The organism is Francisella noatunensis subsp. noatunensis, assembly GCF_009823375.1.
GTDB lineage: Bacteria > Pseudomonadota > Gammaproteobacteria > Francisellales > Francisellaceae > Francisella > Francisella noatunensis.
In genome coordinates this window covers 1-15179 of record NZ_WBSX01000035.1, presented here as the reverse complement: position 1 = coordinate 15179, position 15179 = coordinate 1, and the positions used below count along the sequence as shown (strand labels likewise).

The following is a 15179-nucleotide window of genomic DNA, read 5'->3' as shown; positions in this document are numbered from 1 at the left end:
CAATATAAATACAAAAAAGAAGGTGACTCTAAACAAGTTAAGATAAAGGATAGAGCGAGTATTTCTGAAAGACCTAGCAGTGCTAATAGAAAAAATCTTTATCACTTTGAAGGTGACACTATTGTTGGTAAAGACCATAAAAGTGCTATTGTAACAATGGTCGATAGAGCTAGCAGATTTACTATTTTAGCCAAGTCTATAGATAGAACAGCTAATTCAATCAATAGAATATTGTACAAAGTATCTAATGGTCATAAAATATTAACAGCTACATTTGATAATGGTAAAGAGTTTGCTAAACATAAGAAGCTAACTAGCAAGACTGGCATCAAAGTATTCTTTGCTGATCCATACAGTCCTTGGCAAAGAGGTACTAATGAAAACATGAATAGGTATATCAGACAATTTATACCTAAAGGTACTAACTTTAACAATATATCTCATCAATACATTAGAAAGTTACAGATAGACTTGAATAATAGACCTAAGAAATGTTTAAATTACTTGACACCTAATGAAGTACATTTTGGTATCTCTATAAACATTGAGAATACAATCTAGCGAATAATAATTTAACACGATTTGCTGTTTGACTAGTTCAAATAGCTTTAAAACGGCTTGCCGCTAATATGAGGAGGATATGTAAGTGCAGCATATAGAAGCAAAACAAAGAACTAAATATTTTATTTCACTGTTTTTATTGCAATTATTTGAAAGGTTCAGTTTTTTTGGTTTCTTTTATATCTTAATATTCTTTTGCATAAATAAGTTAAATCTTACAGAGTCGTATGCTTCAACATTTGCAGGTTCTTTTACTGCTCTTTGTTATGTTTTAAGCTCATTAGGGGGCTTTATTTCTGATAAAGCTTTAGGTGTTAGAAGAACCTTAATAGCTGGTGGTATCTGTTTACTATTAGGTTATTCATTATTAGCAACCAGTGATATGCTAATGAATTTTTCGATTTATATTGGATTGGCAATGATTATCGTTGGAGCATGTTTATTTGTGCCGATGACTTTAAACAGTGTGTCTAGATTATATGCAGGAGATCCAGCAAAGTTAGATTCTATATATGCTTATTTTAATATGGCTAACAATATTGGGGCGTTATCAGGTGCTATTTTAATACCTTATTTAAGTAGTGCAGATTCATACGGTTTAGAAAATAGACATTATGGAATTGCTTTAGGGGTGTGCGCTTGTGGAGTGTTATTAGCTCTTGGCAATATATTTATGAATAAGAAATTATTTTCAACAATAGCTGCGCCAGTTGGTAAAAAACACTTAGTTTTCAGCAGTTAGTTTTAGCTATAATAGGTATAATATTTTTTGTATCAGTAGTTACTGGATTACTTTATTTTAGTAGTCTAATTATCATCGTGCTGGTTTTAGTAATAGTTATGATTGTTGGTTATTTTATAAATATTACTTTTCAGCAGAATAAAGAGTATCGTTTGAAAATGTTACTTTTATTAGTATTTATATTTTACGCAACAATATTTTTTATGACCTATGCTCAAAAAACAACGTCATTTTTCTTATTTAATGTTCATCATGTAGATTTGAATGTTTTAGGTATTAAGCTAAATTCACAAACTGTACCAGGGCTTTTAAATACGTCAGGAATTTTAATTTTCTCTCCAATTCTTGCTATATATTTCAACAAGATGGGTGATAGATTAAGATCAACTAGCAAGTTTGCTTTATGTTTATTATTTGCTGGTATATGTTATGCGTTCTTGTACTTTGTGTGCGTATTTAATAATCCTTCTTCAAAAGTGTCATTTTGGTGGGAAGTAGTAGCCGTTGGAGTATTTTTTTCATGGGCTGAGATTATGGCAACAGCTGTTGGTTTATCTTTGATAACTCAACTTGTTCCTACTAAGGTAAGAGGCTTTTGTATGGGAATGTGGTTCTTAACTTGGGCTGTTGGGATCAAGCTTGGTGCATACGTGGCTTCGCTTTATGCTAGTAAAGATTTAGCCAACTCTAAAAGCTTTCTACTAGTTGGTCAAGCTAAAACTAATAGCTATTTGGGATATGAAAATTTGTTTATGTGGATAGCTATAGTTACTATAGTTGCAGCTTGTTCACTTCTGGTTTTAAAAAATAAAATTAATAATGTAATTTATAAATAGTGTGGTAAATTTATGAATATTCTAAAAATTAGTAAACAAACTTTGAGAAATAACATTAAGATTATTCGAGAGTATGTTGGCAACGCTAAGATATGTTTTCCTGTTAAGGCAAATGCTTATGGACATGGTATTGAAGAGATAGTAGAAAATACGCATGATTTAGTTGATTTTTTTGCAGTGGCTAACTCTTTAGAGGCTTTTAGAGTTACTGCTATCACTAAAAAGCCCGTGCTAGTATTTGGAGTAATATACTATGAGTATCTTGAAAAAATGGTCTCTGAGAATATTAGAGTTAGTATTCAGGATTATGATGATATTGAAAAGCTAGAGCAAATAGCCAAAGAGCTTAATAAAGAGATATATGTTCATGTTAATGTAAATACCGGTATGAACCGTATGGGTGTTTGTTACAATGATGTTTGTAGAACCATCAAGAGAGTTTATGATTCTAAATGGATTATACTTGAGGGTGTATATAGTCATTTGGCATGTGCTGATAATAGAGATCATCCAACTAATGTTAAGCAGAAAAAAAGATTTTCTGAAATTGTTGATTATGCTAAAGAGTTATCTCAAGACATAATTTGTCATCTATCGAATTCTTATGGCTTCCTTGGTGATAAAGAAATTTGTTACGATATGGTTAGGCCTGGAATCCTCATTTATGGTTTTCTTCCAGAGCTTTATGTTGAAAGATCAATTAGAGAAATAAAACCGATCGCAAGGTTATTATCAAAAATAGTTAAGATAATCGAATTAGAAGAGGGCGATGGGGTAGGTTACTCTATGATATACAGAGGTTTCGATGGGGAAAAAGTCGCGGTGATACCAATTGGTTATGGTGATGGATTTCCAAGAGAACTTGGCGATCGAGGTTTTGTTAATATTGACAATGTAATGTATCCAATGGCAGGAAGAATGAGTATGGACGGCTTGACAGTCTCATTAGGTCATAATGAGCATGATGTTAAAGTCGGGGATGTTGTAGAGTTAATATCTGATATTCCACGTAATAGAAACAGTGCTTTTTTAATGGCGAAACAAGTCAATACCATTGAATATGACATTATGAGTACACTAAATGATAGAATTATAAGAGAGGTTATATAATAGCTAAAGTATTTACATAGAAGATTATTCGCAGTAAACTCATAGTTACTATTTAGTAATTTGTTAATCAAAGGATAGCATGGAAAAGAAGAGTCTTTCTACCATTAGCTTAGTAGCTATGGGTGTTGGTGCTATTATGGGATCAGGATGGATGTTTGCAGCACAGTACACATCTCAAGAGGCTGGGCCTGGATCTATTCTTTCTTGGGTAGTAGGTGCTATTTTAATGGTCTTTATAGCTTTAGTATTTGCCGAGGTTTGTACAATTGTGCCTGTTGAGGGATCTACTTCACGTATTCCTCATATCACACATGGAACTATGACAAGCTATATGTTTGCATGGATTACTTGGATATCATACTTGGTTTTGGCACCAATCGAAGTTCAAGCCGTTATTCAATATTTAGCAGTATTTTATCCTTCGCTTATAGATGCCAGTAGAGATGATGCTTTGTCGATGGCTAGATTACCTTTAGCGATAATCTTTCTTTTGGGATTCTGTGTTATTAATTTTTATTCACTTAAATGGTTAGCAAAAATTAATAATATTGTTACTTTATTTAAGGTTGCTGTACCAATATTTATATCTATTGTATTTATTATATTTTGTTTTACATTACCTGCTCTAAAAGATATAAAGACAGAAGAGTTATCATTTATGCCATTTGGTTTTAATGGTGTATTAGCTGCAGTTTCAGTTGGTGGTATTGCTTATGCGTTTACAGGATTTAAGACTATTGTAGAATTAGCAGGTAGCACAAAAAATCCTAAGAAATCAATTCCGGTGGCAACAGTCGGTGCTGTTTTGATTTGTTTGGTTATTTTTCTATTTTTGCAAGCCGCATATTTACTAGTTATGTCAAAATTTGTACATAACAATGATTGGCAAGGTGTTGTTATGCCAGGTGCTACTTCATCTAGTTTTGGACCATTTGCTGTGATGGCTCAAAGTTTTGGAGTTAAGTGGGTTATGTATCCATTGTACTTCGGGGCTATAGTTTTTCCACTTATGGCTGGTTTAATTTACTTTAGTATCGCAATGAAGTCGTTAGGTGCAATGGTACATAATGGTTATCTACCGAGCATTTTAGGAAAGTTAAGTCCAATCATGCAAAAACCAATTTATGCTATTGGTCTTAATTTCTTGATAGCTTTAGTTATGTTTGCACCATTTCCTGGTTGGAAGGAAATGGCTACTTTCTTAACATCTTTGATAGCTCTTACATATATTACTGGTCCAACATCTACTATGGCACTTAGACATCATTTACCTGATATGCATAGACCATTTAGGCTTAAAGGTGCTTATTTGTTGTCAACTTTAGGTATGTTTGCAGCTACTTTAGTATTTTTATGGAGTGGTTGGGCAATAGTTTCAAAGGCTGGTATTGCTTTAATCATTGCTTTGGTTATGCTTGGTGTTTATAGAACTTTTAGAAGGGATAGATCAGAAGAGATTCATTGGAATCTAAGAGAATCTGTATGGTTCTGGATATATATAGTTTTAGTAACATTAGTTTCATACTTTAGTTCATTTGGAGGGACTGGAGATCTTGATTTATACTGGAGTTCGGCAATAGTTCTTGCGATTAGTTTTATTGTTGTTACTATTGCAAAAAATCTATGCTTACCAGCAGAAGATATGCAAGAAGGAATCAAAAAAGCTATTAGTGATGACAATTATATCTAAATAAATATTTCTATCTTATTATTTCATAATGTATTATATTGTTTAGACAAGCTTATTAATAACATATTATGATTAAAGTATCTTTTCAGGGTGAGCATGGAGCTTACTCTGAGCAGGCAATAACTAGTTTTTTAAATCAACAAAATATCAAAGATTTTCAGACTATTCCGTGTTTCTCATTTTCTGAAGCTATTGAACACACAATAACTGGTAAGTCAAATTTTGTCATGATCCCTGTTGAAAACTCATTAGCAGGATCTGTTGTACCTGCTTATGATGAGTTAATCAAAAGTAATTTAAAAGTAAAAGCTGAAGTAGTATTAAAAATTAAGCATTGCTTAATGGGATTAGAAGGGGTTCAGTTTTCTGATGTCAAAAGTGTAATATCTCATCCGCAAGCACTATCACAATGCTCAAAAAGTCTTAATAAATTAAAGCTTGTTCCAGAAGCATTTGTTGATACAGCAGGAGCGGCAAAGTATATTTTTGAGAAAAATATAAAAGATCATTTAGCAATAGCTGGAGAACTTGCTGCAAAAACATACGGATTAAAGATTTTCCAAGATGAGTTTGAAGACGGGCACTTTAATTATACACGTTTCTTATTAATGGGATATGATGATATCCAGCTCGACTCGGATAACAATAAATATAAAACAACATTGATTTTTTCTGTTGAAGATAAGTCAAATGCCCTTGTAAATACTTTGGATGTATTTGGAAAAAATAATATTAATCTTACAAAAATAGAATCTAGACCATCAAGAAATAGAGCTTGGAATTATTTGTTTTTCATTGATTTTGAAGGATCTGAGGATGATGAAAATGTTCAAAAAGCTTTATTAGAAGTACTTAAGAAGAGTACTTTCTTAAAAGTTTTAGGTTCATACAAGAGTTATCATTATAATTAATGGAAATAATTATGAAAAAAATATTTAGTTTTATAATAATTTTTTTTAGTGTTGTTTTTGGATATGCTCAAGATGATATAATAGTTTTATCTTTAAATGACTTTCATGGTCAGGTTGAGCTCAATAAAGACATGGTTGGAGCAGCAAAGATAGCTAGTTTTATCGATGATTACAAAAAAACACATCCGAACTTAGTAGTTGTAGCAGCAGGAGATAATTATCAAGGTACTAGCATATCAAATATCTCACATGGTGATGTTGTCAATGATTTCTTTGATTATATCGGAGTTAAGTACTCTGCTGTAGGTAATCATGATTTTGATTATGGTCAAAAGTGGTTTAAGCATTGTTATGAAAAGAATGGTATCAGATTTTTAGCTGCAAACATTAGTTATAAAGATGACTCGCTATTTGATTATTTTTATAGAAAATATACAAGTCAGGATTCTTTGGCTTATATTAAGCCATTTGGTTATGAAACATTGCCTAGTGGTAAAACAATATACTTTATAGGATTAGCGACTCTAGAAACCCCTGAAACTACAGCAGAGAAAAATATTTCTAATCTTAAATTCACAGATCCAGTTACAAGCGCTAATAAATGGGTTAAATATATAAGTAACTATAATAGACATAATATTCCAAAACCAGATACGATAGTCTTGCTTACACATATTCCTACTGATCAACAAAACTCTGAAGTCTTTTTCACAAAGAGGGCTGATTTAGGCGATGAGTCAGAGATATATGCAGTAGTAAATGGCGTTGATGGCATTTCAGCTGTATTGACTGGACATAGCCATAAATTTGTTAATGGTATTAAAAATGGCGTTGTAGTAGAGCAAGGAGAGAGTCAAGGTAAAGACATAAGTGTCTTGCACTATGATTGTCACACATCAGATGTCTGTAAGGTAACTCCAGAGGTTATTAATCTAGCACAAGCAACAAAAAATCTTGAGCCAAATAAGGATGTTAACAATATACTAGCTAAGTATAATGACTCTGTCAAAGCTGAGCTTGATAAGGTCATAACTAATGCCCCTAGAGAGTTGTCAGATGAAGCTCAAGATGGTTATTATAATATTCCCTTAACATATACACTAGCAAATATCATCAAGGGTCAAACAGCTTCTGACTTAGCACTCGTTAACTCACATGGTGTTAGAAGATCTCTACCTCAAGGTGATATTACTTATGGAATGATCTATGAAACAATGCCTTTTGATAATATGGTTGTTACATTAGATATCAAAGGCAGCGATTTGCTTAAGCTTATTGAGCATAGTATACAGCCACTTGGAGATAAACAAGTAGGAGTGCTTGCAGGATTGAAAGTTTCATTGGATAGCGCCGGTAATATAAAAGATGTCTTAATAGATGGTAAACTATTAAATGAAAAGCAAACATATAAGCTTGCAACGATTGATTTTTTAACTACTGGTGGTGATGGTTTTGTATTTGATAATATTAAAAATTATAAAGACAGTAATATTACGATAAGAGATATGATAGCGGATTATTGGTCAAAAAATAGTGCAGATATTGCTCAAGGTTGGCAAAATATAGTAGTAGAATAATTGATGTCATATAAAGTTGATATAGTCTATAAAAATGTTAAAAATCTTAAAATCTCTTTGAGCAAAGATGGTTTAATTACAGTGGTTTCACCAAAAGGTATAGCAAAAAAAGAGATTTTAGAGTTATTACAAACAAAGAAAGCATGGATAGATAAACAAATTCAAAGATTGCAGAACAATCAAAGATTTGACTACAATAATTATAGTTTGAATGATGGTGATCTTATTTATTTTTTAGGTAGAGAGTATCCTATCCGAGTTATTCAATCAAAGCATAATGTAGTTAATTATTATGATGATTATATTGAATTTCTGTTAAATCCTAGTGTTATCAGTAATAGAGAGTTTAAATTACAACTGCTAGAAGAGTTTTATAGAGATCAGGCAGATATTATTCTCAATAATCTAGTGGCAAAGTATTTAAAAATCACTAATCAAGAAATCAATAGAGTAACTATTAAAAAAACAAAGACTCGTTGGGGATCATGTAATTATATCAAAAAGACAATTAATCTAAACTTTAACCTTATATTAAGAGATATAGAAGCTATAGAATATGTGGTATTACATGAAATAGCTCATTTAACGAATCCAAATCATTCAAAAGAATTTTATAACTACATTTCATGCTATATGCCTGATTGGAAAGTTAGAGAAAAAAGATTAAAATAAGATATAATTTGAGTGGTTTTATTGTTTTATTTCAGCTTTCTGGAGGAGTTTTATGGAAAGTACTTTTGAGCTTTTTTCTATTGGTGTTGGGCCATCTTCATCTCACACTATAGGCCCTATGAGAGCTGGATGCAATTTTATTGATTTGTATAAAGATAAGTTACCTGAAACTACTAGAGTCCAGATTGATTTGTTTGGCTCACTAGCTCTTACAGGTAAAGGTCACAAAACAGATTATGCAGTTGTTTTAGGGGTTATGGGCTTTTTGCCTGAATCAGTGGATATTGAATTAGCAAAAAAACTTTATGAAACCTGCTTAGAGCAAAAAAAACTTAATCTAGCTCAAAAGTTTGAAATTAAGTTTGATTATGATAAAGATTTAATATTTCACTATAATGAATTTCTTCCAGAACATTCTAATGGAATGCGTTTTTCATTATTCAATGATGAGGATCTTCTTTGTGAAAAGGAATACTTTTCTATAGGCGGAGGTTTTATTGTTGATAAAAAACAAATAAGAAAAGATGAGGTTCCTACAGAAATAGAATGTAATAAACCTTATAGATTCACAAGTATGGCGGAATTAAAAGATATTTGTTATAAAGAGAATATGTCTATTGATGAGATAATGTTTGAGAATGAAAAAACAGCTTATGGAGAAGAGTACTCACTAAATAAATTAGCTGAAATTTGGCAAGTTATGGATAAATCTATAGAAAAAGGTTTAACTTGTCCAGAAGCAATACTTCCAGGAGGACTTAAAGTTAGAAAAAGAGCCCCAAGTATGATAAGAAAACTTAAAGAGCAAAATATTGTTAATACCGATTTTAATTATTTGAATGCTTTTGCAATTGCTGTGAATGAGCAAAATGCTTGTGGTGAACGGGTGGTTACCGCACCAACAAATGGAGCTGCTGGAGTGATCCCTGCTGTATTGAAGTATTATTTACAGACTCATGAGATTATTAATCAACAAGAACTTAAAAAAGTGGTTAATAAGTATTTACTTGTATGTGCTGCTATAGGTATTTTATATAAATCAGGAGCATCAATATCTGCTGCAGAAGTTGGATGTCAAGGTGAAGTTGGAGTCGCTTGTTCGATGGCTGCTGCTGGTTATTGTGCACTGCTTGGTGGTGACATTGAGTCAATCGAATCAGCAGCTGAAATAGGTATGGAACATAATCTAGGATTAACTTGTGATCCTATTGGTGGTTTAGTACAGATACCATGCATAGAGCGTAATGCAATGGGGGCAGTGCAGGCTATAAATGCTGCAAAGCTTGCTCATTTAGATACCGGTGAGAAGCGTTTTGTTGGATTGGATTATGTTATCAAAGTTATGTATGAAACAGGCTTAGATATGTCTAGTAAATATAAGGAGACATCTTTAGGCGGTTTGGCTACTAATGTTCCTGTATGTTAAATTAATTTTAATTATTTTTCTTAGATCAAAAAAGTATCATTTACTGACAAAATTATACTAATTTAGTATAATTTATTCGAGTTATATATCTAATTGGACAAATACAATATGTATGATGTGAAAAAAATTCGAGAAGATTTTCCATTTCTTAGTCAAACTATTAACGATAAACCAGTTGTTTTTTTTGATACTGGGGCTTCAGCTCAGAAGCCACAAATAGTTATTGATGCTGTGGCAGATGCATATAAATTTAATTATGCAAATGTTCATAGAGGTGTTTATGAGCTAAGTCAAAAAGCAAGCGATAAGTATGAAAATGTGCGTGTAAAAGTTCAACATTTTATAAATGCTAAATCAGCAGATGAAATTGTATTAACTAAAGGAACTACTGAATCAATCAATTTATTGGCGAGCTCTATTGGTAAGTCGATGGTTTCTAGTGGTGATGATATTATTGTTACTGAAATGGAACATCATGCTAATTTTGTACCATGGCAAATACTTTGTGAAGAGAAACAGTTAGTTTTTAAAGTTGTAAAAGTTGAAGATAATGGTGAACTTAATATACAGAATCTTTTATCTCTAGTTACAAACAAAACTAAAGTTATAGCACTGACATTATGTTCAAATGTATTAGGAACTATTAATCCTGTCAAAAAGATAATACAAGAAGTCAAAAAAATTAATCCAAAGACATTAATAGTTGTTGATGGGGCGCAAGCAGTAATACACTCAAAGGTTGATGTTCAAGATCTAGACTGTGATTTCTTTGTATTCTCTAGTCATAAATTATATGGTCCAACTGGAGTAGGAGTCTTGTATGGTAAATACGAATTGTTAGAGAAATTGCCTCCGTATAATTATGGTGGAGATATGGTTAAGGATGTAACAATCGATAAAACAACATTTGCATTACCGCCGTATAAATTCGAAGCAGGAACACCTGACATAGTCGGTTCTATAGGTTTTGGTGAAGCCATAGATTATGTTAATTCAGTTGGTATGGAAAATATAGCAGGTCATGAAAAAAAATTATTAGAATATGCAACAAATGAATTAAAAAAAATTGATGGTTTAAGAATAATAGGTGAAGCGCCAAATAAGGCAGGTGTTATAACATTTGTAGTTGATGGTTGTAATGCCGGAGATATAGGAGAGCTGTTGGCAATCAAAGCGATGTGTGTTAGGACAGGTAAACACTGTGCACATCCTCTACTATACAGAATGGGTGCTATATCAACAGTGCGTATGTCATTTGGTATGTATAATACTATTGATGAAGTAGACTTATTTATTAAAGCATTGAAAAAAGTAATATCTCAATTAAAATAGTCAAATAATTAAAAGGATTAGGTTGGTATGGTTGAAGTTTTTGATTCTAATAATAGTATTTTAGAAGTTACTGTGGCAGCAGCTAAACATTTCGAAAAGCACTTAGCGAAGGATTCTAATAATATTGGAATATATGTAGGCACAAAATTGATGGGATGTTCTGGTTTAGCTTATGATATTGATTTTGTTACACAGCAGCCTGCTGATACAACAGTAGTAGATCAGCAAGGGTTGAGATTTTTTGTATCGAATAAATCTATGAATTTTTTAAATGGTTTAAGAATTGATTATGTTAAACATGACTTTGGATTGTATAAGTTAGAATATACTAATCCAAATGAATCTGCTCACTGTGGTTGTGGCGAAAGTTTTACAGTTTAGGGAATATATACAATGAAAACAACAGATGTAACTATAGTTAGAAGGCAAGTAAAAGCTGTAGCAGTACCATTTGGTAACGAAATTGAACTTATGCCTGGTCAAGAAGTTTTGGTAACTCAAGATAAAGGCGGTAGTTTTACGCTAAATGTAAATGGTAACTTACTTCACTTGGATGGTAAAGATGCTGATGCGATTGGTAAACAAATAGTCAAATATCCAGTAGATAATTATGATATAAAGTCGGGTGATCCAATAAATATGGATGCTGTTTGGGATCAAATGAGAACAGTATATGATCCAGAGATCCCTGTCAATATTGTTGATTTGGGATTAATCTACAATGTTGTTACTCGAAAGTTAGAGAGTGGTAATTTTCATGTGATTATAGATATGACTCTTACAGCTCTTGGTTGTGGCATGGGTCCTGTATTAATGACTGATGTTGAAAAACGTGTTGCAATGCTACCAAATGTTGATAAGGTTAATGTTGTTATGGTTTTTGATCCACCATGGAACTCAGAGTTAATGACAGAGGAAGCTAAACTAGAGCTAGGATTATTTTAAGTAAATTATGTCAAAAGTAGCAATTTATCCAGGCACATTTGATCCTATAACAAATGGTCACGTTGATTTGGTTGATAGAGCACTGAATATCTTTGATAAAATAGTGGTTGCAGTATCAACAGCATATGGTAAAAAAACTCTTTTTGATTTAGATATAAGAGAGTTAATGATTAAAGAAGTTTTCAAAGACAATGATAGAGTAAAAGTTGTTAGCTTTGAGGGGCTTCTTGTTGATACGGCGGTAAAGCATTGTGCATGTGCGATTGTGAGAGGGTTAAGAGCAGTTTCTGATTTTGATTATGAGTTTCAAATGTCGAGTATGAATAATAAGCTTAATAGTGATATTCAAACTATATTTCTAACTCCTAGTGAAAAATTCTCTTGTATATCATCTACTTTAGTTAGAGCTGTTGCTATTCATAATTATCAAAGAGTCGGTGAGTTTGTTCCTGAATGTGTATTTAATAGAATAGAATTAAAATATTCAAAGGATTAGTATGGCACTATTAATTACTGATGACTGTATAAATTGTGATATATGTGAACTAGAGTGTCCTAACGAGGCAATATTACAAGGCGAAGAATATTATGAAATTAATCCGGACAAATGTACAGAGTGCGTAGGGCATTTTGAAGAATCTCAATGTACAAAGGTATGTCCTATAAGATGCATAATTACAGATCCAAATCATATTGAAACTCAAGAACAGTTATTGACAAAATATAAAATATTAACTTCATAAAAGTTAAAAAAAACTTGGAAAGAGTGTTTTAATTTTGTATAATTCTTCAGTCTTATAATTTACTATTAAATAAAATAAAGAGTTTTTAAAGGAGCTTTTGATGAAATTAAAGAACATTGTTATCGCTACATCAGTGCTATTTGGTACAGCTACGTTTTCATTTGCAGCAGGTTCTGACAATATGGATATGTCAGCAGATACAAATACACCAGCAACTCAAAGTAGTTCAAATAATTCTTTTATTGCTCCTTTTGCTAACACTTATAGCTCTTTAACTAACAAAAACAATACTTGGGGCCCACAAGATAGAACTGGTCAGTGGTACTTTGGTGTTGATGCTAATGGTCTTGCTGGAACGCCTAATTCTCCTTCAGGAGCTGGTGCGAACATGACTATTGGTTATAACGTCAGTAAATATTTTGCAGTTCAGTATAACCAGTTAGTGGGTAGAGTATTTGCAGGTTTGGGTGAAGGTGTTATAAACTTCAGTAATAGCACTATGATTACTCCATATGCTGCTGGTGGTGCTGGTTGGGCTAATTTAGCTGGTCAAGCTACTGGTGCATGGGATGTTGGTGGTGGTCTTAAATTTGAACTTTCTAGAGATGTTCAGGTAAGTGCTGATTATAGATATATTCAGACAATGGCTCCAAGAGGTATGTCTGGTGCTCAAGGTAGAGCAGGTACTAATATGATTGGTGGCGGTATTACTTGGTTCTTTGGTGGTAAAGATGATACTACTAATGACACTGGTAATATTCAGGATAATGGTGCTACTACAGCAGCAGAAACTACAGCTATGCCAACAATTGATGAGACTAAATATGTTTTACCTCAAGGTATTAAACAGTGTGAAGGTAACTTTAACTTAACTAAAGAAGGTGTTGCTTGTTATACTGTGAACGGTGATGATGTAACAGTTTATTTAGATACTAAATTTGCTTATGATAGCGCAAACTTAAACTCTAAAGGTAAAGAAGCAATAGCATCATTTGTCAACTTTGTAAAAAATAGTGACATTAAAACTGTAACAGTTAAAGGTTATGCTTCTCAAGGAACTACTGGAAGCGAATTTGAGATCTATAATCAAAAACTTTCTGAGAGAAGAGCGGAAGAAGTTGCTGACTATATGAAACAATTAGGTTTAGATAATGATAGAATTATCACTAAAGGCTTTGGTTATGAAAACACTTTAGATGGTATTTATAAGTCAGATGCTCGTAATCAGCGTGTACAAGCTAGTGTTTCAGCTCCTTTAAAAGAAGAGGCTTAATTTTTATAACAAATTTATTTTATCCTTATTAATAGCTTTAATTATCTTTCTAAAGACTAGATTAGAGGTCCAAATAACTTTACTTTGAGCTCTTTCTAATGAGTATCTAGCTTGGTCTCTGTTTCCCTTTAAAAGAAAAGAATACTTTAATCAAATTTATAGTTATATTTTTTTTAAAGTAAAATATTCTTAAGTAATGCAATTAAATTTCTTTAGATGATTTATATGTTGCGTCATTGTAAAAGCTCTGTATATCACTTTATTATCATGTTTTTTGTAGAGGGTTAGTACGGCTATAATCTTACAATGCTTAGATTTAAAAACTATACAGTTTGGTTCTAATTCTTTCTGTGATAACTCTAAAGTATCATCATTATTATTAGTATCTTTAACTATGATATTAAATTCTTTAAAAGTATGCACTAGATTGTCTTTTACAAATTTCTTTAAAGTAGTAATAAATTGTAAAAGTCATCGTCCTTGTTTACTATGGCTAATTTTTATGTGGATCGTGATGTTTCTAATTTTATCATATGGCATCACCCATTTGGAACATTGGCATATACATACTTACTACAAGGAAACCAACAACTCCACCCAAAACAATCATAATTAGTGGCTCTAACATCGAACTTAAGTCTCCTACAAGTGTGTCGACTTCTTCTTGATACACTCTATTTAAATTTCCAAGCATAGTTTCTAATGCACCTGACTCTTCGCCAACGGCTATCATTTGTTCTACTAGGAAAGGAAAATTTCCTGTTTCAACAATAGCTTCTTTAAATGATGCTCCTTCACTAATACTTTTTTTAATGTCTATAGCTGCTTGATTATATTTTGCATTACCTTGTTGCTAGTGAAACCATGTCTAATGCTCTTGTTAAGCTCATACCAGATTGAACAGTAATTTCTAAAGTGCTGGCAAATCTTGCTAAAGCTGGTTTAAAAATAACTTCACCAATTATTGGTACCTTAAGTATAAAATGATCTTGAGCAATTTGTATTTTTGGAAATCTAAATTTTAATGAATGCTAGATTGTATTCTGAAAGTTTTAAATAGTTGAAAGAGAGTTCCAAATATAGTTTATTAGGTTTTGACGAAACTAAAATAAACGATAAGGAACTAAAAAATGCCAAAGCACTTAACTCTTTCAAATAGATATTGTATAGAAGAATTACTTAAATTAGGATACCAAACATCTCAAATAGCCAATAAAATTGGCTATAGTGAAAGAGCTATAAAAAAGGAACTTAATCGCACTAGTATAAATAGTGACTATAATGCTGAGATAGCACAGAAGCTATATCAAAGCCGCAGAACTTCAAATAATCATAAGCTATCCTGTAAAGTTAAAAAGCTA

General features: G+C 32.0%; 15 protein-coding genes and 2 pseudogenes. 15 read left to right on the top strand and 2 right to left on the bottom strand.

Annotated features, from left to right (window positions below):
- From F8C69_RS04330 to F8C69_RS04265, 14 genes and pseudogenes are all read left to right on the top strand, one after another.
- Positions 1 to 561 (top strand): IS30 family transposase (locus F8C69_RS04330; RefSeq protein ID WP_159183759.1); only part of this gene is annotated, 561 nt, incomplete at its 5' end.
- An 85-nt stretch (positions 562 to 646) separates the two neighbouring features.
- Positions 647 to 2139, top strand: a pseudogene (locus F8C69_RS04325) (peptide MFS transporter).
- A gap of 12 nt (positions 2140 to 2151) precedes the next feature.
- Positions 2152 to 3249, top strand: a complete 1098-nt coding sequence (gene alr / locus F8C69_RS04320) for an alanine racemase (protein ID WP_159184334.1) — start codon at positions 2152 to 2154, stop codon at positions 3247 to 3249.
- A 79-nt stretch (positions 3250 to 3328) separates the two neighbouring features.
- Positions 3329 to 4939, top strand: coding sequence for an APC family permease (locus F8C69_RS04315; protein WP_159184333.1), 1611 nt, complete (start codon positions 3329 to 3331; stop codon positions 4937 to 4939).
- A 68-nt stretch (positions 4940 to 5007) separates the two neighbouring features.
- Positions 5008 to 5850: a prephenate dehydratase gene (gene pheA / locus F8C69_RS04310; protein WP_159184332.1), complete on the top strand. Its 843-nt coding sequence runs from the start codon at positions 5008 to 5010 to the stop codon at positions 5848 to 5850.
- Positions 5851 to 5861: 11 nt separating this feature from the next.
- The gene (locus tag F8C69_RS04305; RefSeq protein WP_234384191.1) at positions 5862 to 7427 is read left to right on the top strand and encodes a bifunctional metallophosphatase/5'-nucleotidase; all 1566 of its coding nucleotides are present in this window, start codon (positions 5862 to 5864) and stop codon (positions 7425 to 7427) included.
- Between the two features lie 3 nt (positions 7428 to 7430).
- Positions 7431 to 8099, top strand: coding sequence for a M48 family metallopeptidase (locus tag F8C69_RS04300; RefSeq protein WP_159184336.1), 669 nt, complete (start codon positions 7431 to 7433; stop codon positions 8097 to 8099).
- 52 nt (positions 8100 to 8151) lie between these two features.
- Positions 8152 to 9525: an L-serine ammonia-lyase gene (locus tag F8C69_RS04295; protein WP_159184330.1), complete on the top strand. Its 1374-nt coding sequence runs from the start codon at positions 8152 to 8154 to the stop codon at positions 9523 to 9525.
- A 108-nt stretch (positions 9526 to 9633) separates the two neighbouring features.
- The gene (locus F8C69_RS04290) at positions 9634 to 10857 is read left to right on the top strand and encodes an aminotransferase class V-fold PLP-dependent enzyme (RefSeq protein ID WP_159184335.1); all 1224 of its coding nucleotides are present in this window, start codon (positions 9634 to 9636) and stop codon (positions 10855 to 10857) included.
- A 27-nt stretch (positions 10858 to 10884) separates the two neighbouring features.
- The gene (locus F8C69_RS04285; RefSeq protein ID WP_159184329.1) at positions 10885 to 11238 is read left to right on the top strand and encodes a HesB/IscA family protein; all 354 of its coding nucleotides are present in this window, start codon (positions 10885 to 10887) and stop codon (positions 11236 to 11238) included.
- A gap of 12 nt (positions 11239 to 11250) precedes the next feature.
- Positions 11251 to 11802 (top strand): putative Fe-S cluster assembly protein SufT, encoded by a 552-nt coding sequence (sufT, locus tag F8C69_RS04280; protein ID WP_159184328.1) that lies wholly within the window; start codon positions 11251 to 11253, stop codon positions 11800 to 11802.
- 7 nt (positions 11803 to 11809) lie between these two features.
- The gene (gene coaD / locus F8C69_RS04275; protein WP_159184327.1) at positions 11810 to 12298 is read left to right on the top strand and encodes a pantetheine-phosphate adenylyltransferase; all 489 of its coding nucleotides are present in this window, start codon (positions 11810 to 11812) and stop codon (positions 12296 to 12298) included.
- 1 nt (position 12299) lies between these two features.
- Positions 12300 to 12545 (top strand): YfhL family 4Fe-4S dicluster ferredoxin, encoded by a 246-nt coding sequence (locus F8C69_RS04270; protein ID WP_159184326.1) that lies wholly within the window; start codon positions 12300 to 12302, stop codon positions 12543 to 12545.
- A gap of 100 nt (positions 12546 to 12645) precedes the next feature.
- Positions 12646 to 13818, top strand: a complete 1173-nt coding sequence (locus F8C69_RS04265) for an OmpA family protein (protein WP_159184325.1) — start codon at positions 12646 to 12648, stop codon at positions 13816 to 13818.
- A gap of 189 nt (positions 13819 to 14007) precedes the next feature.
- On the opposite strand, the gene F8C69_RS04260 is transcribed toward F8C69_RS04265, so the two are convergent.
- Complete coding sequence (locus tag F8C69_RS04260) at positions 14008 to 14241, bottom strand: hypothetical protein (RefSeq protein WP_159184324.1); 234 nt, start codon at positions 14239 to 14241, stop codon at positions 14008 to 14010.
- Positions 14242 to 14347: 106 nt separating this feature from the next.
- Positions 14348 to 14846: pseudogene (locus F8C69_RS04255) on the bottom strand (type II secretion system F family protein); the annotation flags it as partial.
- A gap of 102 nt (positions 14847 to 14948) precedes the next feature.
- Between F8C69_RS04255 and F8C69_RS04250 the strand changes: the two are divergent.
- On the top strand, positions 14949 to 15179 hold a 231-nt coding region (locus tag F8C69_RS04250; RefSeq protein ID WP_159183974.1), incomplete at its 3' end, for a helix-turn-helix domain-containing protein.

Excerpts from the sequence above, each read along its gene's own strand:
- alr (WP_159184334.1), top strand. The coding sequence starts at position 2,152 with ATGAATATTCTAAAAATTAGTAAACAAACTTTGAGAAATAACATTAAG.
- F8C69_RS04315 (WP_159184333.1), top strand. The coding sequence starts at position 3,329 with ATGGAAAAGAAGAGTCTTTCTACCATTAGCTTAGTAGCTATGGGTGTT.
- pheA (WP_159184332.1), top strand. The coding sequence starts at position 5,008 with ATGATTAAAGTATCTTTTCAGGGTGAGCATGGAGCTTACTCTGAGCAG.
- F8C69_RS04305 (WP_234384191.1), top strand. The coding sequence starts at position 5,862 with ATGAAAAAAATATTTAGTTTTATAATAATTTTTTTTAGTGTTGTTTTT.
- F8C69_RS04300 (WP_159184336.1), top strand. The coding sequence starts at position 7,431 with ATGTCATATAAAGTTGATATAGTCTATAAAAATGTTAAAAATCTTAAA.
- F8C69_RS04295 (WP_159184330.1), top strand. The coding sequence starts at position 8,152 with ATGGAAAGTACTTTTGAGCTTTTTTCTATTGGTGTTGGGCCATCTTCA.
- F8C69_RS04290 (WP_159184335.1), top strand. The coding sequence starts at position 9,634 with ATGTATGATGTGAAAAAAATTCGAGAAGATTTTCCATTTCTTAGTCAA.
- F8C69_RS04285 (WP_159184329.1), top strand. The coding sequence starts at position 10,885 with ATGGTTGAAGTTTTTGATTCTAATAATAGTATTTTAGAAGTTACTGTG.
- sufT (WP_159184328.1), top strand. The coding sequence starts at position 11,251 with ATGAAAACAACAGATGTAACTATAGTTAGAAGGCAAGTAAAAGCTGTA.
- coaD (WP_159184327.1), top strand. The coding sequence starts at position 11,810 with ATGTCAAAAGTAGCAATTTATCCAGGCACATTTGATCCTATAACAAAT.
- F8C69_RS04270 (WP_159184326.1), top strand. The coding sequence starts at position 12,300 with ATGGCACTATTAATTACTGATGACTGTATAAATTGTGATATATGTGAA.
- F8C69_RS04265 (WP_159184325.1), top strand. The coding sequence starts at position 12,646 with ATGAAATTAAAGAACATTGTTATCGCTACATCAGTGCTATTTGGTACA.